The organism is Nocardioides abyssi, from assembly GCF_030412915.1.
Lineage (GTDB): Bacteria > Actinomycetota > Actinomycetes > Propionibacteriales > Nocardioidaceae > Nocardioides > Nocardioides abyssi.
This window is the reverse complement of the sequence record NZ_JAUHJR010000001.1, coordinates 927,973-954,211: the sequence shown is the minus strand read 5'-3', so window position 1 is coordinate 954,211 and position 26,239 is coordinate 927,973. Positions and strand designations below refer to the sequence as shown.

General features: G+C 72.3%; 25 protein-coding genes. 5 read left to right on the top strand and 20 right to left on the bottom strand.

Translation table 11 applies throughout. The features are described from left to right. Positions 1 to 34: 34 nt before the first annotated feature. Complete coding sequence (locus tag QWY29_RS04685; protein ID WP_300959497.1) at positions 35 to 1,228, bottom strand: AGE family epimerase/isomerase; 1,194 nt, start codon at positions 1,226 to 1,228, stop codon at positions 35 to 37. Next, positions 1,225 to 2,667, bottom strand: coding sequence for a M1 family metallopeptidase (locus QWY29_RS04680; protein WP_300959496.1), 1,443 nt, complete (start codon positions 2,665 to 2,667; stop codon positions 1,225 to 1,227). The genes QWY29_RS04685 and QWY29_RS04680 overlap by 4 nt, the downstream gene beginning before the upstream one ends. 146 nt (positions 2,668 to 2,813) lie before the next feature. Between QWY29_RS04680 and QWY29_RS04675 the strand changes: the two genes are divergently transcribed. The 4 genes from QWY29_RS04675 to QWY29_RS04660 all read left to right on the top strand — a co-directional run bounded on the left by QWY29_RS04675 (position 2,814) and on the right by QWY29_RS04660 (position 8,100). Then, positions 2,814 to 4,091 carry a YeeE/YedE family protein gene (locus QWY29_RS04675; RefSeq protein WP_300959495.1) on the top strand — a complete coding sequence of 426 codons (1,278 nt, stop codon included), beginning with the start codon at positions 2,814 to 2,816 and terminating at the stop codon, positions 4,089 to 4,091. Positions 4,092 to 4,267: 176 nt separating this feature from the next. Continuing rightward, positions 4,268 to 5,173, top strand: coding sequence for a serine protein kinase RIO (locus QWY29_RS04670; protein WP_300959494.1), 906 nt, complete (start codon positions 4,268 to 4,270; stop codon positions 5,171 to 5,173). Positions 5,174 to 5,182: 9 nt separating this feature from the next. After that, positions 5,183 to 6,277, top strand: coding sequence for an LOG family protein (locus QWY29_RS04665; RefSeq protein WP_300959493.1), 1,095 nt, complete (start codon positions 5,183 to 5,185; stop codon positions 6,275 to 6,277). A 56-nt stretch (positions 6,278 to 6,333) separates the two neighbouring features. Continuing rightward, positions 6,334 to 8,100: a TIGR03767 family metallophosphoesterase gene (locus tag QWY29_RS04660; protein ID WP_300959492.1), complete on the top strand. Its 1,767-nt coding sequence runs from the start codon at positions 6,334 to 6,336 to the stop codon at positions 8,098 to 8,100. A 60-nt stretch (positions 8,101 to 8,160) separates the two neighbouring features. On the opposite strand, the gene rlmN is transcribed toward QWY29_RS04660, so the two are convergent. The 7 genes from rlmN to rpsB form a co-directional block, all read right to left on the bottom strand. Then, a complete protein-coding gene (gene rlmN / locus QWY29_RS04655; RefSeq protein ID WP_300959491.1) occupies positions 8,161 to 9,285 on the bottom strand; it encodes a dual-specificity RNA methyltransferase RlmN in 1,125 nt (374 codons plus the stop codon). A 69-nt stretch (positions 9,286 to 9,354) separates the two neighbouring features. After that, positions 9,355 to 9,732: a hypothetical protein gene (locus tag QWY29_RS04650; RefSeq protein ID WP_300959490.1), complete on the bottom strand. Its 378-nt coding sequence runs from the start codon at positions 9,730 to 9,732 to the stop codon at positions 9,355 to 9,357. 76 nt (positions 9,733 to 9,808) lie between these two features. Then, complete coding sequence (locus QWY29_RS04645; RefSeq protein ID WP_300959489.1) at positions 9,809 to 10,699, bottom strand: phosphatidate cytidylyltransferase; 891 nt, start codon at positions 10,697 to 10,699, stop codon at positions 9,809 to 9,811. 15 nt (positions 10,700 to 10,714) lie between these two features. Continuing rightward, positions 10,715 to 11,269 carry a ribosome recycling factor gene (frr, locus tag QWY29_RS04640; protein WP_300959607.1) on the bottom strand — a complete coding sequence of 185 codons (555 nt, stop codon included), beginning with the start codon at positions 11,267 to 11,269 and terminating at the stop codon, positions 10,715 to 10,717. An 87-nt stretch (positions 11,270 to 11,356) separates the two neighbouring features. Next, positions 11,357 to 12,070, bottom strand: coding sequence for a UMP kinase (pyrH, locus tag QWY29_RS04635; RefSeq protein ID WP_300959488.1), 714 nt, complete (start codon positions 12,068 to 12,070; stop codon positions 11,357 to 11,359). 103 nt (positions 12,071 to 12,173) lie between these two features. Then, positions 12,174 to 12,986: a translation elongation factor Ts gene (gene tsf / locus QWY29_RS04630; protein ID WP_300959487.1), complete on the bottom strand. Its 813-nt coding sequence runs from the start codon at positions 12,984 to 12,986 to the stop codon at positions 12,174 to 12,176. A gap of 164 nt (positions 12,987 to 13,150) precedes the next feature. After that, a complete protein-coding gene (rpsB, locus tag QWY29_RS04625) occupies positions 13,151 to 14,122 on the bottom strand; it encodes a 30S ribosomal protein S2 (protein ID WP_300959486.1) in 972 nt (323 codons plus the stop codon). Positions 14,123 to 14,515: 393 nt separating this feature from the next. Between rpsB and QWY29_RS04620 the strand changes: the two genes are divergently transcribed. After that, positions 14,516 to 15,109: a M23 family metallopeptidase gene (locus QWY29_RS04620; protein ID WP_300959485.1), complete on the top strand. Its 594-nt coding sequence runs from the start codon at positions 14,516 to 14,518 to the stop codon at positions 15,107 to 15,109. 151 nt (positions 15,110 to 15,260) lie between these two features. Here QWY29_RS04620 and QWY29_RS04615 read toward each other — a convergent pair whose 3' ends face one another. From QWY29_RS04615 to QWY29_RS04565, 11 genes are all read right to left on the bottom strand, one after another. Next, the gene (locus QWY29_RS04615) at positions 15,261 to 16,160 is read right to left on the bottom strand and encodes a tyrosine recombinase XerC (protein WP_300959606.1); all 900 of its coding nucleotides are present in this window, start codon (positions 16,158 to 16,160) and stop codon (positions 15,261 to 15,263) included. 72 nt (positions 16,161 to 16,232) lie between these two features. Further along, a complete protein-coding gene (dprA, locus tag QWY29_RS04610) occupies positions 16,233 to 17,390 on the bottom strand; it encodes a DNA-processing protein DprA (protein WP_300959484.1) in 1,158 nt (385 codons plus the stop codon). Continuing rightward, the gene (locus tag QWY29_RS04605) at positions 17,387 to 18,970 is read right to left on the bottom strand and encodes a YifB family Mg chelatase-like AAA ATPase (protein ID WP_300959483.1); all 1,584 of its coding nucleotides are present in this window, start codon (positions 18,968 to 18,970) and stop codon (positions 17,387 to 17,389) included. The genes dprA and QWY29_RS04605 overlap by 4 nt, the downstream gene beginning before the upstream one ends. After that, positions 18,970 to 19,338, bottom strand: a complete 369-nt coding sequence (locus QWY29_RS04600) for a YraN family protein (RefSeq protein WP_166190051.1) — start codon at positions 19,336 to 19,338, stop codon at positions 18,970 to 18,972. Before QWY29_RS04600 ends, QWY29_RS04605 begins: the two co-directional genes overlap by 1 nt. A 114-nt stretch (positions 19,339 to 19,452) precedes the next feature. Further along, positions 19,453 to 21,378: a TadE/TadG family type IV pilus assembly protein gene (locus tag QWY29_RS04595; protein WP_300959482.1), complete on the bottom strand. Its 1,926-nt coding sequence runs from the start codon at positions 21,376 to 21,378 to the stop codon at positions 19,453 to 19,455. Next, positions 21,375 to 21,830 carry a TadE/TadG family type IV pilus assembly protein gene (locus QWY29_RS04590; protein ID WP_300959481.1) on the bottom strand — a complete coding sequence of 152 codons (456 nt, stop codon included), beginning with the start codon at positions 21,828 to 21,830 and terminating at the stop codon, positions 21,375 to 21,377. Before QWY29_RS04590 ends, QWY29_RS04595 begins: the two co-directional genes overlap by 4 nt. 145 nt (positions 21,831 to 21,975) lie before the next feature. Then, positions 21,976 to 22,452, bottom strand: coding sequence for a TadE/TadG family type IV pilus assembly protein (locus tag QWY29_RS04585; protein ID WP_300959480.1), 477 nt, complete (start codon positions 22,450 to 22,452; stop codon positions 21,976 to 21,978). Further along, on the bottom strand, positions 22,449 to 24,638 hold the full coding sequence (locus QWY29_RS04580) for a TadE/TadG family type IV pilus assembly protein (protein WP_300959479.1): 2,190 nt from the start codon (positions 24,636 to 24,638) through the stop codon (positions 22,449 to 22,451). Before QWY29_RS04580 ends, QWY29_RS04585 begins: the two co-directional genes overlap by 4 nt. After that, the gene (locus QWY29_RS04575; protein ID WP_300959478.1) at positions 24,632 to 25,108 is read right to left on the bottom strand and encodes a TadE/TadG family type IV pilus assembly protein; all 477 of its coding nucleotides are present in this window, start codon (positions 25,106 to 25,108) and stop codon (positions 24,632 to 24,634) included. Before QWY29_RS04575 ends, QWY29_RS04580 begins: the two co-directional genes overlap by 7 nt. 108 nt (positions 25,109 to 25,216) lie before the next feature. Continuing rightward, positions 25,217 to 25,525, bottom strand: coding sequence for a DUF2469 domain-containing protein (locus QWY29_RS04570; RefSeq protein WP_154612081.1), 309 nt, complete (start codon positions 25,523 to 25,525; stop codon positions 25,217 to 25,219). Beyond that, on the bottom strand, positions 25,522 to 26,238 hold the full coding sequence (locus QWY29_RS04565) for a ribonuclease HII (protein ID WP_300959476.1): 717 nt from the start codon (positions 26,236 to 26,238) through the stop codon (positions 25,522 to 25,524). Before QWY29_RS04565 ends, QWY29_RS04570 begins: the two co-directional genes overlap by 4 nt. Between the last annotated feature and the right edge of the window lies 1 nt (position 26,239).

Below are 26,239 nucleotides of genomic sequence, written 5' to 3'. Positions count from 1 at the left end.
CACCCGCTGGTCGAGCCGGAAGGCGCCCCGCAGGTCAGCGGTAGGTCATGGCGACCGCGGCAGAGGGCGTGAGCGGCAGCGACGGCAGCAGCAGCGCGTTCACGGCGTGGTAGGCGTCGGGCTTGCCCGACCAGGTCACGCCGGCCGGCCGGAGCTCGGCGTCGAGCTCGTGCAGCCACGAGCCGTCGGCCTCGATGAAGTGGTCGACCGTGAACGCCCACCAGCGACGGGCCAGGTCGGCGTACCGCTGCTCCCCCGTCGCCCGGGCCAGGGCGTCGGCGGCGAGCACGGCCTCGCAGTGCACCCAGTGGAAGCGCTGGTCGACGACCGCGGCGCCGGCCCAGTCGGTGGTGTAGGGGAAGCCGGTGCGGCCCTCGTCGGCGTCGGTGGCGGCACGGTCGAAGAGCCCGACGGCCGCCTCGAGCAGCCACGCCGGCGGCGGCTCGCCGGCGGCCTCGAGCGCCGCGCGCAGCGTCACGAGCAGCCGCGCCCACTCCAGGCCGTGGCCGGGGGTCGCGCCGTAGGGCCGGAACGGGTCGGCGGGCCGGCCGCGGTGGTGCTCGGGCAGCGGCCGCCAGTCGGCGTCGAAGTGCTCGACCAGCCGCCAGTCGTGCGCCCGGGCGACCCGGTGGACGAGGTGCTCGGCGATGCGGAGCGCCCGGGCGCGCCAGACGGGGTCGCCGGTGGTGTCCGCGGCGACGAGGTAGGCCTCGACGGTGTGCATGCAGCTGTTGGCGCCGCGGTAGTCCTCGGCGACCGACCAGTCGCCGGACCACGACTCGACGCAGAGCCCGCGGTCCTCGTCCCAGAACCGCTCCGCGTGGACGAGCAGCGCCCGGTCCAGCAGGTCCCGCGCGCCGGGCACGCCGGCCGCGGTTGCCGTGGCCGAGGCCAGCACCACGAACGCGTGGTCGTAGCAGGACCTCAGGTCCGCCTGCGGCTCGCCCGCGAGGTCGAGCGCGCTCCACCAGCCGCCGTGCACCGGGTCGGCGAATGGACCCGCCAGCGTCTCGACGCCGTGCCGGGCGAGGCCGGCCGCGTCCACCGGCGGGTCGGGAAGCAGGGACGCCAGGGAGAACACGTAGGTCATCCGCGCGTTGATCCACAGCTCCGGGCCGCGCCCGGAGACCACCGCGCCGGCGCGGTCGAGGTGGCCGAAGCCGCGCTCGAGCCGCGCGCCGGACGCGAACACCAGCAGCGGGTCGAGCAGCGCGCGGTCGACGCTCACGCGAACCCGTTCGCCACCGTGCGCGCCGGCGGCCGCGGCGCCCGCAGCCAGGCGTCGAAGAACGCGTCGAGGTCCTCGCCGCTGACCCGCGCCGCGAGCGCCTCGAGGGCCGCGCCCGAGCCGTGGCCGCCGGCCCGCTCGCGCACCCAGGTGCGCAGCAGCCGCCAGAAGTCGTCCTCGCCGATCCGCTCGCGCAGCGCCTGGAGGGTCATGCCGCCGCGCAGGTAGACCGGGGTCGAGAAGATCCGCCCGGGACCCGGGTCGTCGACCCGCACGTCCCAGAAGTCCTCCGAGCCGGCCAGGGCCGCGTGGGTGCGCTCCATCCACCGCTGCGCCGGGACGCCGCCGTGCGTCTCGGCGTACCGCGCCTCCATGAAGGTCGCCGCACCCTCGTTGACCCAGATGTCGCGCCAGCCGCGCACGGAGACCGAGTCGCCGAACCACTGGTGGGCGACCTCGTGCACGACGGTGGCGAGCGCGCCGTCGCCGTGCATGACGGGGTACGTCGGCCGCGTCTGGTTCTCCAGCGCGAAGCCCGGGTCGAGGCTGGTCGTCACGCCGCCGGTCGACCCGAACGGGTAGGCGCCCAGCTGCCGCTCGGTCCAGCGCACGAGCGCCGGCGTCTGCCGCATCAGGCCCATCATCCGCGAGCGGTCCGGCTCGGGGATGCGTCGGGAGACCGCGACGTACCACGGCAGCGGCCGCGCACCGTCGCGGTCGGTGCCGCGCTCGACGTCGAAGGACCCGGCGGCGAAGAACGCGAGGTAGGGCGCCATCGGCTCGTCGGCCCGCCAGCGGGTGGTCGCCGTCGCGCCGTGGACCCGGCGCGAGACCCGGCGGCCGTTGCCGACCACCTGCTTGGCGGCCGGCACCGTCACCTCGACGTCCATCACCGCCTTGTCGCGCGGGTGGTCGTTGGCGGGGAACCACCACGGCGCCATGTGCGGCTGGTTCATCGCCACGACCTCGCCGTCGTCGGCCAGCCAGTTGCGCTCGCCGTCCCAGCCGAGGCGCCCGGGCCGACCGGCGTACCGCACGAGCACGGTGACCACCTCGCCGGCGGCGATCGGACGGGCCGGCCGGATGCGCAGCTCGTGGCGGTCGGGCCGGCTCCACGACGCGTCACGTCCGTCGACCCGCACCTCGCGCACCGGCAGCAGCAGGTCGAGGTTGAAGCGGGACAGCGCGTGGGTGGCGCGCAGCGTCAGCCGGGTCGTGCCGGTGAGCCGGCCCCGGGCGAAGTCGTAGCTGACGTCGACGTCGTAGCGGCGCACGTCGATGCCGCCGTTGCCGTCCTGGGGGAAGTAGGGGTCGCCGATGCCCGCCGCCCCGGGGCGGGGCTTCGGCGCGACGGGCTCGCCGGTGAGCGCGGTCGCGGAGCCGCCGAGGAGCAGGGCGGCGGCGAGGAGACCGGGCAGGAGCCGGCGAGGTCGGAGCACCGGCGAACGGTAACCCCTGGCGCGGACACCGCGCGGCGCGTCGCGGCTCCCGTCCACGGCGGCCGGGCGCGCGCGGGGCGGCGGGGAACAGGGACGGGGCACCGCTGGTTGTGCCAGGTCTTGCCGTCCTGATCGAGAGGTGACCCATGTCGATCCTGCAACGACCCGGACCGCGCAGTGCCGCGGCCGACGGCCCGCGGGCGGTCCCGCCGGGGCCCCCGCCGGCCCAGGCACCACCCGCCCAGGTCGGCCTCGTCATCGGCGGCGCCCTCGCGGCGCTGGCGCTCGGCGGCCTGATCTGGACCCGGTCGGGCGGCACCCCCGCCGCGCTCTTCGCGATCGGCCTGGCCCTCGGCTTCGTGCTGTTCCACAGCCGCTTCGGGTTCACCTCGGCCTGGCGCCAGCTGGTCGCCGTCAGGCAGGGCAAGGCGCTGCGGGCGCACATGCTGATGCTGGCCGTGGCCTGCACGCTCTTCGCCCCGATCCTCGCGACCGGCACCGCGATCGGCGACGCCGTGCCCGCCCCCTCGCTCGCCCCGATCGGCTTCGGGCTGTTCGTCGGGTCCTTCCTCTTCGGCGTCGGCATGCAGCTCGGCGGCTCGTGCGCCTCGGGCACGCTGTTCGCCATCGGGTCGGGACAGAGCGCGATCGTGCTGACGCTGGCCGGGTTCGTCGTGGGGTCGACCCTGGGTGCGCTGCACTTCCCGTGGTGGACCGGTGACCTGCCGAGCTTCGAGCCGGTCTCGCTGACCGACGTCGGCGGCGGCTACCTGGGCGCGTGGGCGATGTCGCTGGCCGTGATGGCCGTGGTCGTCGCCCTGACCTACCGGCTCGCCCGCGACCGGACCGTCCCGCCGGTGCAGCAGCCGCCCGTCGCGACCGGAGCGGCACGCGCCGTACGCGGGTCCTGGCCGTTGTGGGTCGGCGCGCTGCTCCTCGCCGGCCTCAACGCGCTCACCCTGCTCGTCTCGGGTGGCGCGTGGGGCATCACGTTCGCCTTCTCGCTGTGGGGCTCGAAGATCCTCGACGCGATCGGCGTCGACGTCCTCTCGTGGGGGTTCTGGACCGACCCGGCCAACCTCGCGAAGTACCAGGCCGGCGTGCTGGTCGAGAAGACCTCCGTCATGGACCTCGGCATCATCGTCGGCGCGCTCATGGCCTCCGCTGCGGCCGGCTCCTGGGTGCTGCACCGCGCGATCCCGTGGCGCCTGGCCGCGGGTGCGGTGGTCGGCGGGATCCTGATGGGGTACGGCGCCCGCATCGCCTTCGGCTGCAACATCGGCGCCTACTTCGGCGGCATCGCCTCCTTTAGCCTCCACGGCTGGCTGTGGGGCCTCACCGCCATCCTCGGCACCATCGGCGGCCTGGCCCTGCGACCGCTCTTCGGGCTCGGCAACCCCAAGCCCTCGGACTCGGTCTGCTGACCCTCCCCCGCCCGGCGCGGTAATCCCGTTGCGACGCCCGGTCCCGGACCTCCACGATGGTCCGCGGCCGGGCGTTCGCCCGTGCTGCCCCAGCGACCGAGAGGAGCGTGACATGTCGACGACTGTCCGGTGCCTGCCCTCAGCACCCCTCGCCCTCCCGCACCCCTGGAGCAGCCTTGTCCCTGCAGCACCCGCACCAGCCCGAGCACCCCACCTCTGACCCCGAGCGCGTCGCTGACCCCGAGGTCGACCTCGACCCCGCCTTCACCACCGACTGGCAGGTCTACGACGACCTCGGCGACGGCCAGCGCTGGAGCACCTGGCACGACGTCGAGCCCCTCTCCCGCGGTCCCGAGCCGCGGCCCGGCTGGGTCGTCACGTCCCGCGGCGCGGTCGACACCGACCTCGGCGTCCTGAAGACCGGCAAGGAGGCCGACGTGTTCCTGCTCGAGCGGGCCGACCCGCACGAGCCGGAGCGGGCGGTCGTGATGGCGGCCAAGCGCTACCGGTCCACCGAGCACCGCACCTTCCACCGCGCCGCGGCCTACACCGAGGGCCGCAGCATGAAGCGCTCCCGCGACGAGCGCGCGGTCAAGCGGCGGTCCACCTTCGGCCGCCAGGTCGCGGCCGCCGAGTGGGCGGTCTCGGAGTGGGGCGCGCTCAAGCGGCTGTGGACGCTCGGGCTGCCGGTCCCCTACCCGGTGCAGGTGGACGGGACCGAGCTGCTCATGGAGTGGGTCCACGTCGACGGGGAGGACGGACCGGAGACCGCGCCGCGGCTCGCGCAGACCCGGCCCGGCCCGGCGCAGCTCGCGTCGTGGTTCGACCAGCTGCGCGACGTGCTCGTGACGATGGCACGGCACGGCCTCGTGCACGGCGACCTGTCGGCGTACAACGTGCTGGCCGCCGGCGACCGCCTCGTGGTCATCGACCTGCCCCAGGTGGTCGACCTCGTCGGCAACCTCAACGGCCCCGACTTCCTGCTGCGCGACTGCACGAACGTGTGCCGGTGGTTCCGCGCCCGCGGGCTGGAGGTGGACGAGCAGGCGCTCTTCGCGGACCTGCTCGCACACGCCTTCTAGGTTGGCCGGGTGAAGCACACCCACGGCCGCATCGTCCACGTCGAGTCCCGCACCGAGCTCGACCACCGGCTCGCTGCCGGGGCCAGCTCGCTGTCGGGCTGGCGGGTCCGGGGCCTCGACCTCACCGCCGGCGTGGACGCGCTGCTCCACCGGCGCGTGGCCGGCTCGGCGTTCCTGGGGTGCACCTTCGCCCCCGGGGACGCCGACCGGCTGCGGGCCGCCGGCGCGCTCGTCCTGCCGACGATGTCCGGCGCCCCGCTCGACACCGCCCGCGCCGACCTCTACACCGCCGCCGAGCTGTACGGCGACGGCGACTACACCGCCTCCCTCGACGCCCGCGCCTACGCCTGGTCCCAGCAGCCGTCCACGCCCGAGACCGCGCTCGCCGAGGCCCTTCACGACCACGCCGTCGACCAGGCCCTCGCCTCGTGGGTGAACGGTCGCCGGCTGGTCGGGGTCATGGGCGGGCACGCGCTCGAGCGCGGCTCGGCGGGGTACGCCGACGCGGCGGCGCTCGGGCACGTGCTGGCCGGCTCCGGGGCCTGCACGGTCGCCACCGGCGGTGGACCGGGCGCGATGGAGGCGGCCAACCTCGGCGCCCGGGCCGCGCGCCGGCCGGCCGAGGAGCTGGTCGACGCCCTCGCGCGGCTGTCCCGCGTGCCGTCGTACCGTCCCTCGGTCGGTGCGTGGGCCCGCGCCGCCCTCGACGTCTGCGCCACGCACGCCGACCCGGTCGAGACCCTCGGCGTCCCCACCTGGCACTACGGCCACGAGCCGCCGAACGTCTTCGCGACCGCGATCGCGAAGTACTTCCGCAACGCCACCCGCGAGGCGGTGCTGCTCGAGGTCTGCGACGCCGGGATCGTCTTCCTGCCCGGCGCTGCGGGGACCGTGCAGGAGGTGTTCCAGGACGCCTGCGAGAACTACTACGCCGACGAGTCCTCGGTGGCGCCGATGGTCCTGGTCGGAGGGGCTTACTGGACCGAGACGTACCCGGTGTGGCCGCTGCTCCGCACGCTGGCGCGCGGTCGCCACATGGAGCCGCACGTGCACCTGGTGGAGACCGTCGAGGAGGCCGCCGCGCTCGTGGTCTCGAACCGGTGACGGATTCAGCGAATACCCACCCAGGTGTCGGTGCTCACACCTAGGGTTCTCCCACCATGCCGATGCCAGATATCTCCCGCCGCCAGCTGCTCCGGTCCGCCGGCGCCGCCGCCCTCGCCGCCACGGCCGCCGCCTCCGGCGCGGTCTCCTCCGCCGCCACCGCGGCCTCGTCCGCAGCGACCTCCGGCTCCGCAGCGCTCGGCCGCGTCGTCCGTCGCGGGACCACCCTCGCCGCCACCATCGGCAAGGGCACGCCCAACGCCCAGGGCTACGTCGAGCTCGTCGCCGGCCCGGGGGAGGCGCACAAGGTGCGCAAGCTCGCCGGCGCCAAGGCCGGCGTCAAGCGCGCGAAGAAGCGCAAGGGCCTGCTCGCCTTCGCCCAGCTCAGCGACGTGCACATCACCGACGCGCAGTCCCCGCTGCGCGTGGAGTGGGTCGACCGCTGGGACGACGAGGACACCCAGGGCGGCCCGACCGGCCAGCTGGCGTCGTCCTACCGCGCCCACGAGATGCTCGCCGCGCACATCGCCGACTCCATGGTGCGCCAGATCAACAGCATCGGGACGGGCCCGGTCACCGGCAAGCCGCTCGCGCTCGCCGTCCAGACCGGCGACAACTCCGACAACAGCCAGTACAACGAGATCCGCTGGAACATCGACGTCCTCGACGGCGCCGAGGTGCGCGCCGACTCCGGCGACCCGGAGAAGTGGGAGGGCGTGCACGACCTCGATCCCGACCACTACGACATCCACTACTGGCACCCCGACGGCACGCCCGCCGGCGCAGAGCCGGACCGCCCGCACGCGAAGTGGGGCTTCCCGGACGCCCCGGGCCTGCTCGACGCCGCCCGCCGCCCCTTCCAGGCCGAGGGCCTGAAGATGCCGTGGATCAGCGCGTTCGGCAACCACGACGGCCTCGTCCAGGGCAACTTCCTGCACGCCATCGACGGGCTCAACGAGTTCGCCGTGGGCGACCGCAAGGCCATCGTCCCGCCGGAGGGCGTCACCAAGGTCGAGGTGCTCGGCGCGCTGCTCGCCCGCGGCGAGGCCGTCAGCAGGTTGCTGAAGCGGATCGCCGAGGCGCCCAACACCCGCACGGTCACCCCCGACGAGGACCGCCGCCTGCTCTCGCGGGCCGAGGTCGTCGCGGAGCACTTCGAGACCACGAGCAAGCCCGTCGGCCACGGCTTCACCGAGGAGAACAAGGCCGCCGGCACGGCGTACTACGCCTACACCCGCGGCAAGATCCGCTTCGTCGTCCTCGACACCGTCAACACCGTCAGCGGTGGCCAGTACGGCTACATCGACCCCGCTCAGCTGACCTGGCTGCGCGCCACGCTGAAGCAGGCCAAGAAGGCCAAGAAGTACGTCGTCATCTGCTCCCACCACCCGCTGAGCTCCTTCAGCGACAAGCAGCTCGCGGCGAAGCTCGAGTCCGTGCTGCTGGCCAACCCCGTCGTCATCGCCTGGGTCAACGGCCACACCCACACCAACCACGTGTGGGCGCACCCCAAGACGACCGTCAAGGGCAAGAACAAGGGCCGCGGCTACTGGGAGATCAACACCGCCTCGCACATCGACTGGCCGCAGCAGTCGCGCCTCATCGAGGTCGCGGACAACAAGGACGGCACGCTGTCGATCTTCACGACCATGGTCGACCACGGCGGTCCGGTGTCGCCGAGCAGCGACCTCGCCGACACCCACGCCCTGGCCTCGCTGGGCCGTGAGCTCGCCGCCAACGACTGGCACGAGAAGGCCGAGGACCGTCGCGGCAAGCTGATGGACCGCAACGTCGAGCTGCTGCTGAAGAACCCGCTGCGCTGAGCGGCGCTCCACCCTGTCGCGAGGGCGTCCCCGGTCCGCCGGGGGCGCCCTCGCTTCACATCAGGACTCGACCGCCGCCAGCTGCCCGCAGGCGCCGTCGATCTCGCGGCCGCGGGTGTCGCGGACCGTGGTCGGGATGCCCTTGGCCTCGAGGCGGCGGACGAACTCCCGCTCGTCGGCCGGGTCCGAGGCGGTCCACTTCGAGCCCGGCGTCGGGTTGAGCGGGATCAGGTTGACGTGCACCCAGCCCCAGTCGCCGTAGGAGTTCAGGACGTCACCGAGCAGGTCGGCGCGGTGCGCCTGGTCGTTGATGCCGCGCATCATGGCGTACTCGATGGAGACCCGGCGCTTGGTGGTGCGCGCGTAGTTCCACGCCGCCTCGACGGTCTCCGCGACCGAGAACCGGGTGTTGATCGGGACCAGCTCGTTGCGCAGCTCGTCGTCGGGCGCGTGCAGGCTCAGCGCGAGCGTGACCGGGATGCCCTCCTCGGCCAGCTGGTTGATCCGTGGCACCAGCCCGACGGTGGAGACGGTGACGCCGCGCGCCGACATGCCCAGGCCGTCGGGGGCCGGGTCGGTGAGGCGGCGTACGGCGCCGATGACCGCCTTGTAGTTGGCCAGCGGCTCACCCATGCCCATGAAGACCACGTTGGAGACGCGACCCGGACCGCCGGGGACCTCGCCGCGGGCCATCGCCCGGGCACCGGCCACCACCTGCTCGACGATCTCGGCCGTGGACATGTTGCGCTGCAGGCCGCCCTGGCCGGTGGCGCAGAACGGGCAGGCCATGCCGCAGCCGGCCTGGCTCGAGACGCAGACCGTCGCGCGGTCGGGGTAGCGCATCAGGACCGACTCGACGAGCGCGCCGTCGAAGAGCTTCCACAGCGTCTTGCGGGTGGTCCCGCGGTCGGCCTCGAGGGTGCGCAGCGGGGTCATCAGCTGCGGCAGCAGCGCGGAGACGAGCTCCTCGCGCTGGGTCGCCGGCAGGTCGGTCATCTCGGCCGGGTCGTCGACCAGCCGGCCGAAGTAGTGGGTCGAGAGCTGCCTGGCGCGGAAGCCCGGCAGGCCCTGCTCCTCCAGCAGCGTCTTGCGCTCCGGGGAGGTGAGGTCGGCGAGGTGCCGCGGCGGCTTCTTGCGGCCGCGCGGCTCGTTGAAGACGAGAGGAAGGGGCTTGGGGTCGGACATCGCCGTCCATTCTCCCACCCGCCCGGTCGCCCGGCTCAATCCTGAGGTCCCGGGCCGGTCGGCCAGCGGTCAGCCGGTCTCGACCATCGCCCACAGCACGAGGGCCGCGACGCCGGCCACGACCAGGGCGGTCAGCACCATGCCGAGCAGGAGGTACGCACCGAAGCGCCGTGTGCGCGGAACGGCCAGCATGGCCAGCGGGACGAGCAGGATGAGCAGCACGTAGGGGAACAGCTGCTCGGCGCGCTCGGTGGAGAACAACGAGCCGAGCACCGCGGCGTACCCGCCCGGCAGCACGATGACGGCGACCAGGCCGGTGAAGAAGCCGCTGAGCGGGGTGAACACCGGGTGGTCGCGGTGCCACCAGCTCGGCTGCTGCCCCGGCTCCCCCGGCTGCTCCGCGGGGTCCTCACCCGCGGCCGTCTCCTCGGCGTGCTCCGTCTCCATCCCCGCGACGATAACGGCTGCCGGGGACGACCGGCGCACGCCGTGCGGGCCGGGACGACAGTCCTGGATGACTGCCCTAGAAGACTGCGTAGTGCAGCAGCAGCCAGATCGGGGCGACGGTGGCGAGCAGCGAGTCCAGGCGGTCCATCAGGCCGCCGTGGCCGGGGATGACCTGGCTCATGTCCTTGATGCCGAGGTCGCGCTTGATGACCGACTCGCACAGGTCGCCCAGGGTCGCCATGACCACGGCGATGATCCCGAGGGCGATGCCGACCCACCAGTCGCCGTCGAGCAGGTAGGTGACCAGCGCCCATCCGGCCGCCACGGTGAAGACGAGCGAGCCGGCGAAGCCCTCCCAGGACTTCTTCGGCGAGATGACCGGGGCCATCGGGTGCTTGCCGAACAGCACGCCGGCGACGTACCCCCCGATGTCGGAGGCGATGGTCACCAGGATGAAGGTGATGATCCCCTGCACGCCGGGGTCGTCGAGGCCGGCGCCGCCGGAGTCGGAGCCGAGGCCGGTGCCTCCCTCGGCGAGGAGCAGCGCGACGAACGAGCCGAGGAACGGGACGTAGACGAGCGTGAACACCGAGGCCGTGGCGTTCTGCACGTAGCCGTCGATCCCGCGGCGCAGCAGCCACAGCATCGTCGCCAGCGCCGAGACGGCGGTGGCGGTGACGAGGGCCGGGGCTCCGTAGAAGTAGGCGACGACGACCATCACGACGCCGCCGACCATCAACGGCTGCTCGGGCAGGTCGATGCCCTTGGCGGAGAAGCCCTTGCGCAGCTCCCAGACCGCCACGACGACGGCCACGGCGACGATCACCATGAACGCCGTCTTCCAGAAGAAGAGCGACGCGGCGACGGCGCCGAGCAGCACGATCGCCGATGCGAACGCGGCGCGCAGGTCCCGCCCGGCGCGCCCGTGGTCCTTGGCCGGCGGAGCCGGCGTGGGGGTGTCGGTCATCAGTCCCCGGCGCCCTCAGACCTCGAGGAGCTCGGACTCCTTGTTCTTCAGCATCTCGTCGATGGCGTCGGTGTGCTTCTTGGTGATGCCGTCGAGCCGCTTCTCGGCGCCGGTGACGTCGTCCTTGCCGACCTCGCCGTCCTTCTCGAGCTTCTCGAGGTTCTGCTTGGCGGTGCGGCGCAGGTTGCGGACGGCGACGCGGCCGTCTTCGGCCTTGCCGCGCGCGACCTTGATGTACTCCTTGCGGCGCTCCTCGGTCAGCTCGGGGAACACGCAGCGGATGACCTTGCCGTCGTCGGCGGGGTTGACGCCGAGGTCGGAGTCGCGGATGGCCCGCTCGATGTTCTTCATCGCGCCCTGGTCGAAGGGCGCGACGAGGATCGTGCGGGCCTCAGGAGCGGTGAACGACGCGAGCTGCTGGATCGGGGTCGGCGAGCCGTAGTAGTCGACCATGATCTTGGCGAACATGTTCGGGTGGGCGCGGCCCGCACGGATCGCGGCGAACTCCTCGCGCGTCGCCTCGACCGACTTGCTCATCTTGCTGTCGGCCTCGTTGAGGATGTCGTTGATCACCGGTGCTCCTGTGGGTTCTCGTCGTCTCGTCGCTGCGCGTGCTGGGTGCGTGCGGGGTGCTGCTGGACCTGGGTGGTCGGCGCCTCAGCCGGCGCTGACCAACGTCCCGATCCTCTCACCCTGCACGACACGCAGGATGTTGCCCTCGGGCTCCATGCCGAACACGACCATCGGCAGCTTGTTCTCCCCGCAGAGCGCGAACGCCGTCTGGTCCATGATCCGCAGGCCCTGGCTGATCGCCTCGTCGTAGGTGAGGTCGTCGTACTTCGTCGCGGTGGGGTCGATCCGCGGGTCGGCGCTGTAGACGCCGTCCACGCCGTTCTTGGCGACGAGCACGACGTCGCACTTGCTCTCCAGCGCGCGCTGGACCGCGACGGTGTCGGTGGAGAAGAACGGCATGCCCATGCCGGCGCCGAAGATGACGACGCGGCCCTTCTCCATGTGCCGGATGGCCCGGCGCGGGATGTAGGGCTCGGCGACCTGGCCCATCGTGATGGCGGTCTGCACGCGGGTCTCGATGCCCTCCTTCTCCAGGAAGTCCTGGAGGGCCAGGCAGTTCATGACGATGCCGAGCATCCCCATGTAGTCGGCGCGCGCGCGGTCCATCCCGCGCTGCTGCAGCTCGGCGCCGCGGAAGAAGTTGCCGCCACCGGTGACGATCGCGACCTGGATGCCGGCGCGTGCGACGGCGGCGATCTCGCGGGCCACCTTCTGCACGACGTCGGGGTCGACCCCGACCTCGCCGCCACCGAAGACCTCGCCCGACAGCTTGAGCAGGACGCGCTTGTACGCGGTCACCCGGCTCTCCTCTCCTCGGTGGACACGACGAAGGCCGGTCCGATGGACAGTGTCTGCTCCATCGAACCGGCCTCCTCGTGATGTCTGGCCAGACCTTAGTGCCTCAGGCGCCGACCTCGAAACGGGCGAACCGCTTCAGGGTGGTGCCGGCCTCGTCGAGGACGGTCTTGACCGACTTCTTGTTCTCGGTCACCGAGGCCTGCTCGAGGAGGACGACCTCCTTGAAGAAGCCGTTGAGGCGGCCCTCGGTGATCTTGGCGATCGCCTGCTCGGGCTTGCCCTCCTCGCGCGACTTCTGCTCGGCGATGGAGCGCTCGTGCTCGACGACGTCGGCGGGGACCTCGTCGCGGTTGAGGTACTGCGGGCGCATCGCGGCGATCTGCATCGCGGCGCCGCGGGCGGCCTCCTCGTCACCGTCGTACTCGACGAGCACGCCGACGGCGGGCGGCAGGTCGGCGGCACGCTTGTGCATGTAGACGACCGTCGGGCCCTCGAAGTAGGCGACGTCGCCCAGCTCGATCTTCTCGCCGATGGAGATGGCGAGGTCGCCGACGACGTCGCCGACGGTCTTGTCGCCCAGCTGGACGGCCTTGAGGGCCTCCGCGTCGCCGGCCTTGGCCTCGGCGGCCGCGTCGGCGATCTTCTGGGCGGTGGCGACGAACTCGTCACCCTTGGCCACGAAGTCGGTCTCGCAGCGCAGCTCGACGAGCGCGCCGCCGGAGGTGGCGACGAGGCCGGCGGTGGCCTCGCGCTCGGCGCCGCGGGCCTCGGCCTTCGCGGCACCCTTGACGCGGAGGATCTCGACGGCCTTGTCGAAGTCGCCGTCGGCCTCGGTCAGGGCCTTCTTGCAGTCCATCATGCCGGCGCTGGTGAGCTCGCGGAGCTTCTTCACGTCGGCGGCGGAGATGTTCGCCATGGTGTTGTCCCGTCTGGGTCGCAGGAATCGGAGGAGACTGGGGGCGGGCTCGCACCCGCCGTACCACCGCCGCGGGGGGGGGGGGGGGGGGGGGGGGGGGGCGCGGGGCGGCGCCCGCCCCGCCCCCCCCCCCCCCCCCCCCCCGCCGCGGTCAGCGGAAAGGGTCAGGCCTGGGGCTGCTCGGCGGCCGGCTCGGCCTGCTCGGCGGCGGGCTCAGCAGCCTGCTCGGCGGCGGGCTCGTCGGTCGCAGCGGCAGCGGCCTCGTCGGAGGCAGCGCCCTCGGACGACGCGCCGGTCGCCTCGGAGGCCGGGGCCTCGGTCGCGGCGGCGTCGCCACCGGTCGCCTCGACGGCGGCCTGCTCGGCCTCGCCACCCAGGAGCTCGCGCTCCCACTCGGCCAGCGGCTCGGCGGCAGCGGTCGTGCCCTCGGCAGCGGCCTTGCCACCGGAGCGGGCGATGAGGCCCTCGGCGACGGCGTCGGCGACCACGCGGGTCAGCAGGCCGACGGCGCGGATCGCGTCGTCGTTGCCCGGGATCGGGAAGTCGACCTCGTCGGGGTCGCAGTTGGTGTCCAGGATGCCGATGATCGGGATCCGGAGCTTGCGAGCCTCCTCGACGGCAAGGTGCTCCTTCTTGGTGTCGACGATCCAGACGGCGGACGGGGTGCGACCCATCTCGCGGATGCCGCCGAGGGTCTTCTCCAGCTTGTCGCGCTCGCGACGCATCTGGAGGAGCTCCTTCTTGGTGCGGCCCGAGGCGGCGACGTTGTCGAAGTCGAGCTCGTCGAGCTCCTTCAGACGGTTGATCCGCTGGTGCACGGTCTGGAAGTTGGTGAGCATGCCGCCCAGCCAGCGCTGGTTGACGTAGGGCATGCCGACGCGGGTCGCCTGCTCGGCGATCGCCTCCTGCGCCTGCTTCTTGGTGCCGACGAACATGATCGTCCCGCCCTTGGCCACCGTCTCCTTGATGAAGGCGTAGGAGCGGTCGATGTAGGCCAGCGACTGCTGCAGGTCGATGATGTAGATGCCGTTGCGCTCGGTCATGATGAAGCGCTTCATCTTCGGGTTCCAGCGACGGGTCTGGTGCCCGAAGTGAACGCCGCTCTCGAGGAGCTGGCGCATGGTCACGACTGCCATGATGTGTTTCTCCTGTGTGGTGGAGCCGCCGCCGTGTGCCCACCCTTGCGAACGAGGGCGGACCGGTGACGCGCTCCGGTCGTTTTCAGTTGCCGCGAGCCGACGGGTGCCGGTCGCCCTGACGCCGGCGCGCGACCCGACCCGGCTCTCGCTGGGACCGAGGGTCGTCGCCCGCGGGTTGGTCGGCTCCCCTGGAGAGGAGGGCCGCCGCGGTCTGCCGACGTGCGAAGTCAGTACGCGTGGTGACGTGCGGACTGCCCTGCCAGCCTACGGCGTCCGCGGGGTCGGCCGCCAATCGCCGGGAACCGTCCCCAGGCGCCCTCCGCGCGCCGTCGTCCCCAGGCCCGCCCTCGGCGGTCGCGGCCGGGTCCGCCCGGGACGGACGGTGGGTCCATGCAGCTCGCGACGCTCGCTCTCCTGGTCTCCGTGGTGCCGCCCGTGGTCCCGTCCGGCGCTCCCCTCGACACCGACCCGGTCGGCGAGTGGCCGCTGCGCCCGGAGCCGGCCGTGGTCGAACACTTCGACCCGCCCGACACCCCCTACGGCGCCGGCCACCGCGGCGTCGACCTGCTCGGGTCGCCCGGGCAGGCGGTGCGGGCCGCCCTCGCCGGCCAGGTGACCTGGTCCGGGACGCTCGCCGGGCGCGGGGTCGTCGTCGTCTCGCACGGCGCCACCCGCACGACGTACGAGCCGGTCGCGGGGAGCGTGCCCGTCGGCACCCCCGTGGCCGCCGGCGACGTCGTCGGCTCGCTGGAGCGGGCCGGCTCGCACTGCTTCCCCCGCACCTGCCTGCACTGGGGGTGGATCGAGGGCGAGACCTACCTCGACCCCCTCGACCTCGTCGGCGCCGGGCCGGTCCGGCTCCTCCCGCTCTGGCGCGACGAGCCCGCTGCCGGCGGCCGGGCCGCGCCGTACGCCGTCCCGCTCCCCCACCCGTACGCCGCCTGGCGCCCGCCCGTCGCCGGCGTCCCCGCCGGTCTGCGCTGACCTTCGTCCGCCCGCGTCCTTCCCCCTGTGGACGGTTGCTGGGCTCTCCGTCGCCGAGCCGGATAGTCCGTGACGTTCCGCAGGTGAAACGGGCGGATCCGCCTGCCGAACGTCACGGACTACCTCAGCAGCCTCCGCCGGCCTGTGGAGATCAGGCCCGGGGGTGCGCCTGCTGGTAGGCCCGACGCAGCCGGTCGGTGGTGACGTGGGTGTAGAGCTGGGTCGTCGCGAGGGACGCGTGGCCGAGGATCTCCTGCACCGAGCGCAGGTCGGCACCGCCTTCGAGCAGGTGCGTCGCGGCGGTGTGCCGCAGGCCGTGCGGACCGATGTCGGGCGCGCCGGGGACCTCCGCGATCCGCCGGTGCACGAGGGTCCGGACGGCACGCTGGTCGATGCGTCCGCCCCGGACGCCCAGGAACAGGGCGGGCCCCGAACCGTCCACCGCGAGCTGCGGGCGGCCGTGCTTGGTCCAGAAGTCGAGGGCACGGGCGGCCGGTCGGCCGAACGGCACCGTGCGTTCCTTCCGCCCCTTGCCGAGCACGCGGACGACGTTGCGCTCGCGGTCGACGTCGTCGACGTCCAGCCCGACGAGCTCGCCGACCCGGATGCCGGTGGCGTAGAGGAGCTCGAGCATCGCGACGTCCCGGAGGCCGACGGGGCTGCCGTCGTCGGCGAGCGCGGCCGCGGCCCGGACGAGGTCGGCCGCCTCGTCCGCGCGCAGCACGGGCGGGAGTGACTTGTGGGCGCGCGGCGAACCGAGGCTCGCGCCGGCGTCGGTCGAGGCGCGGCCGGTGCGCAGCAGCCAGCCGGTGAAGACCCGCGCAGCCGTGGCCCGGCGCGCGACGGTCGTGCGCGACCGACCGAGCGTCTGCTGCTTGGCCAGCCAGCTGCGCAGGGTCCGCAGGTCGAGCTCGGCCACCTCGGTGTGTCCGAGCCGCGCTGCGTGCTCCAGCAGTCCCGCGACGTCGGTGGTGTAGGCGCGGACCGTGTGGGGGGTCAGGTCACGTTCGGAGACCAGGTGTCGCTCGTAGTCGGCCAGCACCCGGGCCATCGGCTCGGGGAGGTCCGCACGCTCGTCCGCCCCGGCTCCCACGATCCAGGAGTCTAGGAAGGGTGACCGGGCTCATCGGTGAGCGAGCGCGGCGAGCCGCCACCCGTCCCTGTCCGCCACGACCAGCCCGACCTCGCGCAGCCGGATGAGGGCGTTCCCGGTGTCGGAGATGGGGAGCCCGGCGGTCCGCGAGATGGAGTCCACGTGCGCCGCTCGCGCGACGGGGACGGCGTCCAGCACCTGCTGGTGCCGCAGCGACAGGCGATCGCGCTGGCGTTCCGGTCCGCGGGGCTCCTCCACCAGGTGCGCACCCGACACCCCGACCATCTCGAGGACGTCCTCGGCCGAGGTGACCAGCGTCCCCGCACCGAGTCGGAGCAGCTCGTGCACGCCCTGCGACGGCGCACTGGTGACCGGTCCGGGGACGCCCATGACGGCGCGGTTGAGCCGCCCCGCCCAGTTGGCCGTGCTGAGGGCCCCGCTGCGCACCGCCGCCTCGACGACCACCGTGCCGCGGGTCAGTGCGGCGATGAGCCGGTTGCGGGCGAGGAAGCGGAGCCTGGTCGGCGCCGAGCCCGGCGGCAGCTCGGAGACCACGAGCCCGTGCCCGGCGAGGTGCTCGAGCAGGCTGCGGTGGGCGGCCGGATAGGCACGGTCGACGCCGCAGGCCAGGACCGCGACCGTCGGGCCGTCGACGGCGAGCGCACCGCGGTGGGCGGCCTGGTCGATCCCGAACGCCGCACCCGAGACGACCGGGAACCCCGCCTGCGCGACGCCCGCGCCGATCGTGGCTGCCACGTCAGACCCGTAGGTCGTCGCTGAGCGCGATCCGACGACGGCAACCGAGCCCAGCAGCCGGTCCAGGCGCAGCGGACCCCTGGCCCACAGGCCGAGGGGTGGGCCACCCCTCCGCTGCACCTCGCCGGCCGCGGACAGGTCGTCGACCTGGCGGGGCCACTCCGGGTCGCCGGGGACGACGAACCGGATGCCCATCCGGGCCGCCAGCTCGAGGTCCCGCTCGGGCTCCATCGACGCCAGCCGGGTGGCCACGTCGGTCACCACCCCGCTGCCCGGGTCGCGCTCGTGGAGGAGCGCGTCGTGGAACGCCGATGCCCCCATCTGGGCGGTGTGCACGGCGAACCGCGGATCACCGGGCTCTCCCAGCCTCGAGAGGGCGACCCGCGCGAGCCGGTCCGCGTCGCTCGCGCCACCCGTCGTCCGGCCCGTCATCCGGCCCTCCGCTCGAGGTCGGCCAGCATGAGCGGCTCGGCCGTCCGCAGCCGGAGCGCGGTGCACAGCTCGACCTCGCCCGGTCCGGAGGCGCCGGCCAGGTCGGCCACGGTCCAGGCGAGCCGGTGCACACGCACGGCACCCCGACGGGTGAGCAGGCCCTTGCCGATCTTGTCGTCGAGCAGCCGTTGGGCGCTCGCGCTGAGCGGCCACAGCTCGCGAAGGGCGGGGCCCGGCACGTGGCCGTTCAGGCGCCAGCCGCACCCGGCGTACCGCTCCGCCTGCCGTCGACGCACGGCCGTGACCCGGGCGCGGATGACCGCCGTCGGCTCGGGTGGGCTCGTGCCGACCCCGTTGGCCTGCAGCGGCACCACCTCGCGGGTGATGTCGATGCGGTCGCTCAGCGGGCCGGTGATCCGGCTGCGGTACTCCCGGCGTGAGCGCTCGCTGCAGCTGCAGCGGTTGTCGCGGGCGACCGGTGAGTACTCGCCGCACGGGCAGGGGTTGCAGGCGACCACGAGGATGCCGCGGGCCGGGAACGTCGCGGACTCCTCGCCGCGGGCGATGGTGACGTCGCCACTCTCGAGCGGCTGGCGCAGCGCCTCGATGACGTCGGTGCGGAAGAGCGGGAACTCGTCCATGAACAGCACGCCGTGGTGCGCCCGGCTGATCTCGCCGGGGCGCACACGTCCCGTGCCGCCGCCGATGAGGCTGGCCTTGCTGGCGTCGTGATGGGGCGCGGCGAACGGCGGTCGGGTGAGCATGCCGGCCGCCGGGTCGAGCACCCCGGCCAGTGAGTGGAGGGCGGTGAGCTCGAGGGACTCCTCCGCGTCCAGGTCCGGGAGCAGCCCCGGCAGCCGCTCGGCCAGTGTCGTCTTGCCGGCACCCTTGGGGCCGGTCAGCATGAGGTGGTGGCCGCCCGCCGCGGCGACCTCGAGCGCGTAGCGCGCGTCGGGCAGGCCGAGCACGTCGACCATGTCGGTGTCCTCCAGCCGGTCGTCGCCGCGCCAGGTGAGCAGCCGGCTGCCCGACTGCTCGGCCACGGGCGGGGCATCGGGAACCTCCTCCCCCGCCAGCTGCGCCGCGACCTGTGCGAGCGAGCGCATGCCGTACACCGAGACGCCGGGCACCATGCACGCCTCCGCGGCCTGCGGCTCGGGGACGTAGACCTCGGTGATGCCACGTCGCGCCGCGGCCAGCACCATCGGCAGCACCCCGGGCACGGACCGCAGCCCGCCCGCCAGCGTCAGCTCACCGACGAACAGGCAGCCCGCCAGCGCCGCCTTCGGCACCTTGCCGTTCGCGCCCAGGACGGCCATCGCCATCGCCAGGTCGAAGTGGCTGCCGCTCTTGTGCAGGTCCGCGGGACTCAACAGGATCGTGACCCGCTTGTTCGACGGCCAGCCGAGGTCGCTGTTGGCGATCGCCATCCGGCAGCGGTCGCGTGCCTCGTTGAGGGACACGTCGGGCCGACCCACGACGACCGTCGCGACGATGCCGGGCGACACGTCGGCCTGGACCTCGATCAGGTGGCCGACCGCTCCCTGGAGGGAGACGGTGTGCGCGGTCGCGAAGGCCATCAGCCGATCCCCCGGACGTGCTCGACCTCGGCGGCACCGCGTCGCGGCAGCTGCACGCACACCATGTCCACCCGCGACTCCAGGTGGGCGATGCCGTGCTCCTCGAGCCACCGGTTCGCCAACCGGCGCAGCCGGGCCACCTTGATGTCGGTCACGGCCTCGTGCGGCGTGCCGCCGATCCGTCCGCTGCGGGTCTTCACCTCGCAGATGACCACGGTGCGACCGTCCCTGAGCACCAGGTCGATCTCGCCCTGCTCGCACCGCCAGTTCCGGTCCAGGAGGGCCATCCCCTCCGCCACCAGGTGCCGGGCGGCGAGCGTCTCGCCGTACTGCCCCACCGCGTGGTTCCGCGCTGCTGTCGTCGTCATGTCCTCGACCTCCTGCGCCGAGGCTGCCCGGCCGAGCCGACGACACGTCCGCCCCGCGGGACCGTGTGTGGACGGGGCCGTCCCCGGACGTCGTTGTGGACGACAGGTGGGCCGTCAGCGCACGAGTCGGACGACCTTCATGCCCACGACCGGGTCGTAGGCGACGGTCGGCGCCGACTCCTCGATCGGGAGGGCGTCCTTGTTGAAGACGTAGACCTGGATCCCCTGCACCTGCTTGCCCCCGCCGTTGAGGACGATGCCGTTGGAGGAGGTGGCGTCCGTCGACGTCCGGGTGCTCAGCGGGCTCTCGTCGGTGATGAAGGCGGGCACGAACTCCCGGATCGGCTGGAAGCCCTTCTGGACGCGGTCGGCCGCACCGACGACCGGCACCCACACGAAGCGGGGCGAGTGGATCACCGCGGGGTCGAGCATGGCCGGGGTGACGCCGCTCGGCCGGCTGATGTGCTCGAGCGAGTAGCCGTCGTGAAGGAAGCACGAGAGGACGTCGTCGTTGATGGTGCCGCCGCCACGCGTCACGTCCGACCGTCCGGGGCACGTCGTCCTCCCGCGGGCCGCGGCGATCCGTCCGTCCAGCCCTGCGACGCCCGTGATGAAGCCGGGCCCGAGGGGGCTCACCCGGTTGCCGGGCAGGCCCTTGATGCAGTTGTTGCCGTCGCGGGAGGTGGTGTCGAGCAGCGCACCCGGCAGCATGTTCGCGCCCGACCCGCAGTCCTTGGCTCCTGAGGTCCCATACGGGAAGGGGTACGGCGCGATCAGGTGGTCGAGACCCGCGGCGATGTTGAGTGCGAGCGTGTCGGCGGTGCCGGCTCCGCCCCTGCGGGGGCTGTCGAGCTGCCCGAAGTTGCCGCGCTGCTGCCCGACGCAACCGACCGCAGCGGTCGGCTCGAGGACGATCTCCTCGATCATGTCTGCGTCTGTTGCCGGCTCGGGCTCCGGCTCGACCGCCGCGGGCGGCAGCACGGGCGCCGTGCCGTTCACGACGAGCTCCACCGAGTTCGTCGAGATCTGCGGCAGCTTCTTGTCGTTCTTCTGCTGCACCACGCCGAACACTCGCCACGTCCCGGGCGTCCCGGTCACCTCGCTCCCGATCGGGAACGGCGGCACGACCAGCGGGTCGGTCTTTCCGACGTCCGTTGCGGCGTACTCGTGCCAAGAGGTCCCGTCCGGGGCCACGAACCGGATCGACGCTCGGTCGACGTTGCTGGGGATGCCCGTCAGCCGCAGGTTGCCGACCGACAGCGTCTGCCCGACCCCGGCGGTGCTGGGTGACGCAGGCCCGACGATCGTGTGCGTGCCCTGTTGGACGTCCGCGGACAGCGAGTACGGCGAGGCCTGGGTCGTCGACGTCGTGGGTGTCGTGGGTGTCGTGGGTGTCGTGGGTGTCGTGGGTGTCGTGGGTGTCGTGGTGGTCGTGGGTGTCGTGCTGGTCGTCGTCCGGGCGACGTCAGCGGTGGGATCCCCGGTGAACTTCCCTGAGTTGCCCGGCGCCACGTCGAGCATCGCCGGTCCGAGTGCACAGCCGCTGGGCAGCCAGAACGGAAGGACGCTCTCCCCGCGCGGAATCGCCGAGAACACCTGGACCGAGGCCGACCGCTGCACGTCCAGCCCGCTCTCCCCGAGCACGCCGGCGAGACCGAAGTCGACCCGCGCGCCCGGCGCCGTGACCTCGAGCCGCACGCAGTCGGTGGTGCAGGGCGAGCCGTTCTCGTCCTGAAGCCGCACCTCACCGTCGGCCGGGACACCGTTCGTCAGCTGTTCGGGCTCGACGTCGGCCTGACCGGAGGCGGCGTTGCTGTCGAAGTACGCCGCGGTCGCGCCGGCGACAGCGGGCAGGTCGCCCGTCGACGCCGGCAGGAGATGACCGACGCTGAGCGCGCTGACGTCGACCTGCTTCTGCACGGACCTTTCCCGGGCCCACGCGTTGCCGAGGTCCACGGCCAGCGCAGCCACGCCGAAGAGCACGACCGCCAGGATGCCGACGATCACGGCCACCGCGCCGCTCTCGTCCCGCCGCCTCACGCGCACGGCTCCGGGGCGACTGGCACGTACTCGACCCGCGCCTCGGCGGTCGTCGCCACCAGACCTCCGTTGACGAACGGGAGGAACGGCAGCTGGAGGTCCGCGGCCGGGAACTCCACGCGGACCCGCACCGTGTCGCCGACGTTGATCCCGTTCGGCGACGCGTCGACGTACGTCCGGGTGATCGTCGCGACCTCACCGGCGCCGTTGAGCGACTCGACCTGCGCGCGCACCGCGCTGCGGAAGGTCAGGCACTTGTCAGGCGTGCCGACCGCCGACAAGCGTGCGGCGTCCCGTGCGATGTCGCTGCCTCCTTGCAACGTCCAGAAGTACAGGCCGTACTGGACGATGCCGAAGACGAGCAGCAGCAAGAGCGGCAGCAGCAGAGCGAACTCGACTGCAGCCGCGCCCCCCTCCTTGCCGCGGCGCTCCCTGTGCCGACGGCTGGACAAGCCGTTCTCCCTCCTGCGACCCCCGATGGTCTGGAGAGAGGAGCGTAAGGATCTTTACCCGCGGTTTCGGCCTCGATAGCCCGAGGTGACTAGGGACTCTGACCGGTCGGGCGGGGCCGCCCGACCAGCCTCCGTCGCGGTCAGCTCAGCAGGCTGGTGCGGCTTGCCGTGCTTTCGGCACGTTATGGATGCGCGCCACGGCCGACTCGGTCACTCGGCCGCCGCCCGGCAGAGGCAGGAAGCCGACGTGCAGGCTGTCGAACGAGACAGTCACCGTGACCATCCCGCCGAGACGTTGCAAGGTCGGGTCGTAGGCGCCGCGGCCGTTCGGGGTGACGGCCACCGCACCGACCGCAGGATTTCCGGCTTGCCGCCGGACCTCCTCGTCCCATGTGATCGCTCGGCGGACTCCGGCGTCCGTGACACACACGTACTCGGTTCCCACCGCCAGGCGACGCGCTGCCTCTCGCGCTGTCGCGGCTGCGGTCTCGAGGGACCAGTAGTGGTAGCCGTACTGGATTACCCCGAAAACCAGCGGCAGCACGACCAGACCGAACACGAGTGCGAACTCGACCACAGTCGCCCCAGATTCCAGGCGCTTCGCCCGCCCCGGACGGGTCATTCGACGAGCCTGACGACCTTGGGGCCCGAGCCGAGGTACTCCGACAAGGGCCCGTCGTAGTCCTCATCCACGGCGGGCATCGCGTCGGGAGCCAGCGTCATGACCCGGACTGCCTTGAGGCGACTGTCGGCCGCCGTGTCCGTGCCGGTGTCGAAGACCAACCCATGGGTCTCCAGCGTGTCCGCGTAGCCGAGGTCGTCCAGGAGATCGTCGACGGCGTCCCCCAGACCGAGCAGATCGAGCAGCGCGTCAAGACGCGTCCCGTTCAAGAGTAAGCGGATGCCGTTGCTCAACAGCTGCCTGACGTTCTTGATGACACCACCAACAAGAAGGTTGACCAGGTTCTGCCCGGGGGTGACCGACGGCTGCTCCTGCGTGATGAAGGTCGGCCGGAAAGTGAGCACGGGGTAGGCGGCGTTCGTCCCGGTCGTGAACAGCGTGGTCAGCACGGGCGCCCAGAAGAACCGCGGAGAGCCGTAGATGTCATCGTCGATGCGACCTGTCGGGGTCAGCAGCGGCAACCCGGGCAGCAGATACGTGTCGAGACTGGTGAGGAGCAGGTCGTCGAGGACGAGCGCCTTGTTGCTGCCGGTGATGAAGTCCGCGACCTCGTCGTCGTTGTAGCTCCCCGAGATGCCGAGGGTGCTCGGCAACGTGAAGGATCCGCGGGAGCAGTCGGACTTGCTGCAGCTCAGACGACCGTCCGGCGTCAGGAAGCCCTGGGTGAACTCCCGTGCCCAGCTGCGCGTGGTGTCGATGCGCACGCAGTTCGGCCGCACCGCAGGCGAAGAGGTGTTGTCGATGATGTTCGGCGACGTGGCCCCGCAGCCGAGGAGGAGGCCGGTCGGATCGGTGGTGAGCCTGCTGACGAGCGTGCCGAGACTGCTGCTGGCAGACACCGACTGCGCCGCAGTGATGACGGCCGGATTCGGAGCGAGGGCGTGGTCGAGGCCCTCCCGGATGTTCTTGATCATCCGCTCGGACCGGTCGGTGGTGTCCGAGCGCGGGCTGTCGACCGGCTTGGCACAGGCCAGCAGGTTGTCCAGGTCGGCGACGTCGAGCAGGCTCCCAGTGGGGACGTCGATGAGGCGGGCATTGTTGGAGAGCGCGTCCGCACGGCCCTGGTACTCGACCCACCCGAGCAGCCCGAGCAACGAGAAGTGGACCTTGTACCTCGGGAACGGCGAGATCACTTTCACCCACCAGCCACCGGGGTTGTCCCGTACCGGTTGAGGCAGGCTGACGGTCGCAGCACCTGCGAGGTTGAACGGCACCGTCACCTGATGGATGGCGCTGCCGCGTCCGAAGACCACACTGATGTCGGTGCCGACCAGGTTTCCCAGGAGGTTCGACAAGAGGCTCCCGACCAGGTCGGTCACGCCGGTGTTGATGCTGTAGGTCAGGCTGAGGTTCGTCCCGATCGTGGTCGCAGAGGTCACGGTCAACGATGCAGGGCTCGTCGGGGTCGGGACCGCGGGCCAGGCCACCGAGTCGGAGGTTCCCCCGGTCGAATCGGTCGCAGCGACCTCACCATTGCCGGCCGAGAAGTAGTTGATGGGGACGATGCTGGACAGCGCGTTGCCGAGGCCGAGGAGTTGGGTGTCGTTGAGCGCCCCTGCGATGCAGCCCAGCGATCCTCCCATCGGCATGACGACGCCGGGTGAGGACACCTTGGCTGTCGCCGACTTCGTCTGGACCGACTCGGACGTGCCGGCCACCCCGCCAAACGCGTACTCGATCCTCGCGGTGGGGGCGGTGACGGTGACCTGGGTTGTGGTCGGAAAACGGACAAGACCGGCATCGAGCATGGCCCGCGCGGCAGTGTCGAGTGACGACGCGCTGACCGAGGCCGGGCACACGTCGGGAAGGTTGCGGAACGCTGGGTTGATGTCGTCCGCCTGCCCTGAGACACCGTTGCAGGCGAGGTACCACGCCGCGGCCTTGGCTACCTTCACCTGGCTGGCTGTCTTGGCGGTGGAGGTCAGCGAGTCGACGGGCAGGTACTCCGCGGCGAAGAGGGCTGCCTTGTCCGCTTGGACTTGCAACTGGCCGCGCCGAGCCCAGGTATTGCCCACGTCGACTGCCAGCGCAGCGACGACGAAGAGAAGTACGCAGGACACCGCCACGACAACGGCGATCGCACCGCCCTCGTCGCGGCGACGTGGGGGCCGGAGCCACGTCAGCACGAGACGCTCGTGTCGATCTTGACGTCCTGCAGCCGCACCGTCAGCTCCTTCACGACGTTTCCGACCAGTGGCAGGTCCCCGAGAAGCCCGTCGAGGACGTCGACGTCGAGGGAGAGCCTGACCACGACCCCGATTCCAGGGAGGGACTCGACGATCGAGCCGACCAGGGACACCGCAGAGGACGGCACGCTGAGGTTGTTGGCGATAGCGCCGACGTTGGGACCGAGGAGGCCGTAGACGCGGTTGAGGAGCTGATCCGCCGAGCAATAGATCCCCGAGAGGGAGTTCTGCGGGATCTCGAGGTCCATCGTCTGCACCTTCTGTGCCTGCCAGAAGTAGAAGCCGTAGGAGAGGACCCCCAGCAGCAGCGGCACAAGGACGAACGCAGTGACCAGTGCGCCCTCGACGGCCGCGGCGCCGCTATCACGACGGGGGCTGGCACGGCGCGCGAGCGTCCTGCGACCAGCCACGAACCCACCCCTGAACACGTGTCGAGGACGGCCCCCACGACCGTCCGTCCCCCGCGGACGACCATAGGACCGATGCTTAGCGTTGTGGGGTGAAATAGCCCGTTCGGACTACGGTTTGGGCGGATCGATGTCCGAAGGTTGGAGCTCCTCGACGTTCACGTCCTTGAACGTCAGGACCTTGACGTTCTTGGCGAAGCGGGCCGGGCGGTACATGTCCCAGACCCAGGCGTCGGACATGGAGACCTCGAAGAAGACGTCGCCGGCCTCGGTGCGGGCCTTCACGTCGACCTGGTTGCAGAGGTAGAAGCGGCGGTCGGTCTCGACGACGTACTTGAAGATGCCGACGACGTCGCGGTACTCCCGGTAGAGCGTCAGCTCCATCTCGGCCTCGTACTTCTCGAGGTCCTCGGCGCTCATGACATGTCCTCCAGGACCTCGACGGGTGCGGCGACCTCATTGTGCACGCCGACCGCGGGCTCGAGCCCGGCCGCCCTGCGGACGTTGACGAACCGCATCCGGTGCACCGGCGAGGGCCCGTGCTCGAGCAGCGCGGCGGTGTGGGTCTCGGTGATGTAGCCCTTGTGCGTCTTGAAGTCGTACGCCGGCCAGTCGGCGTCCATCTCGCGCATGATGCGGTCGCGGGTGACCTTCGCGAGCACCGAGGCCGCGGCGATGCAGGCGGCGACCCGGTCCCCCTTCCAGACCGCGAGCCCGGGCACGCCGAGGCCGTCCACGGGGAACCCGTCGGTGAGCACGTAGGCGGGAGGCACGTCGAGCAGGGCGACGGCGCGGCGCAGCGCCTCGACGTTGGCGACGTGCATGCCGAGCCGGTCGCACTCGTCGTGGGGGACGACGACGACCGACCAGGCGACCGCGCGGCGCACCACCTGGTCGTAGCAGCGCTCGCGGGCCTTCTCGGTCAGCAGCTTGCTGTCGGCGAGGCCGGGGACGATGCCGGCCTTGCCGGCGGGCAGGATGCAGGCGCCGGCGACCAGCGGGCCGGCGCAGGCGCCGCGGCCGGCCTCGTCGACACCGGCGATCGGCTCGATGCCGTGGCGGCGCAGGGCGCGCTCGTAGCCGTAGATCCCGGCGTCACGCCGGACGGTCGAGCCACGTGGGAGGACGGACACG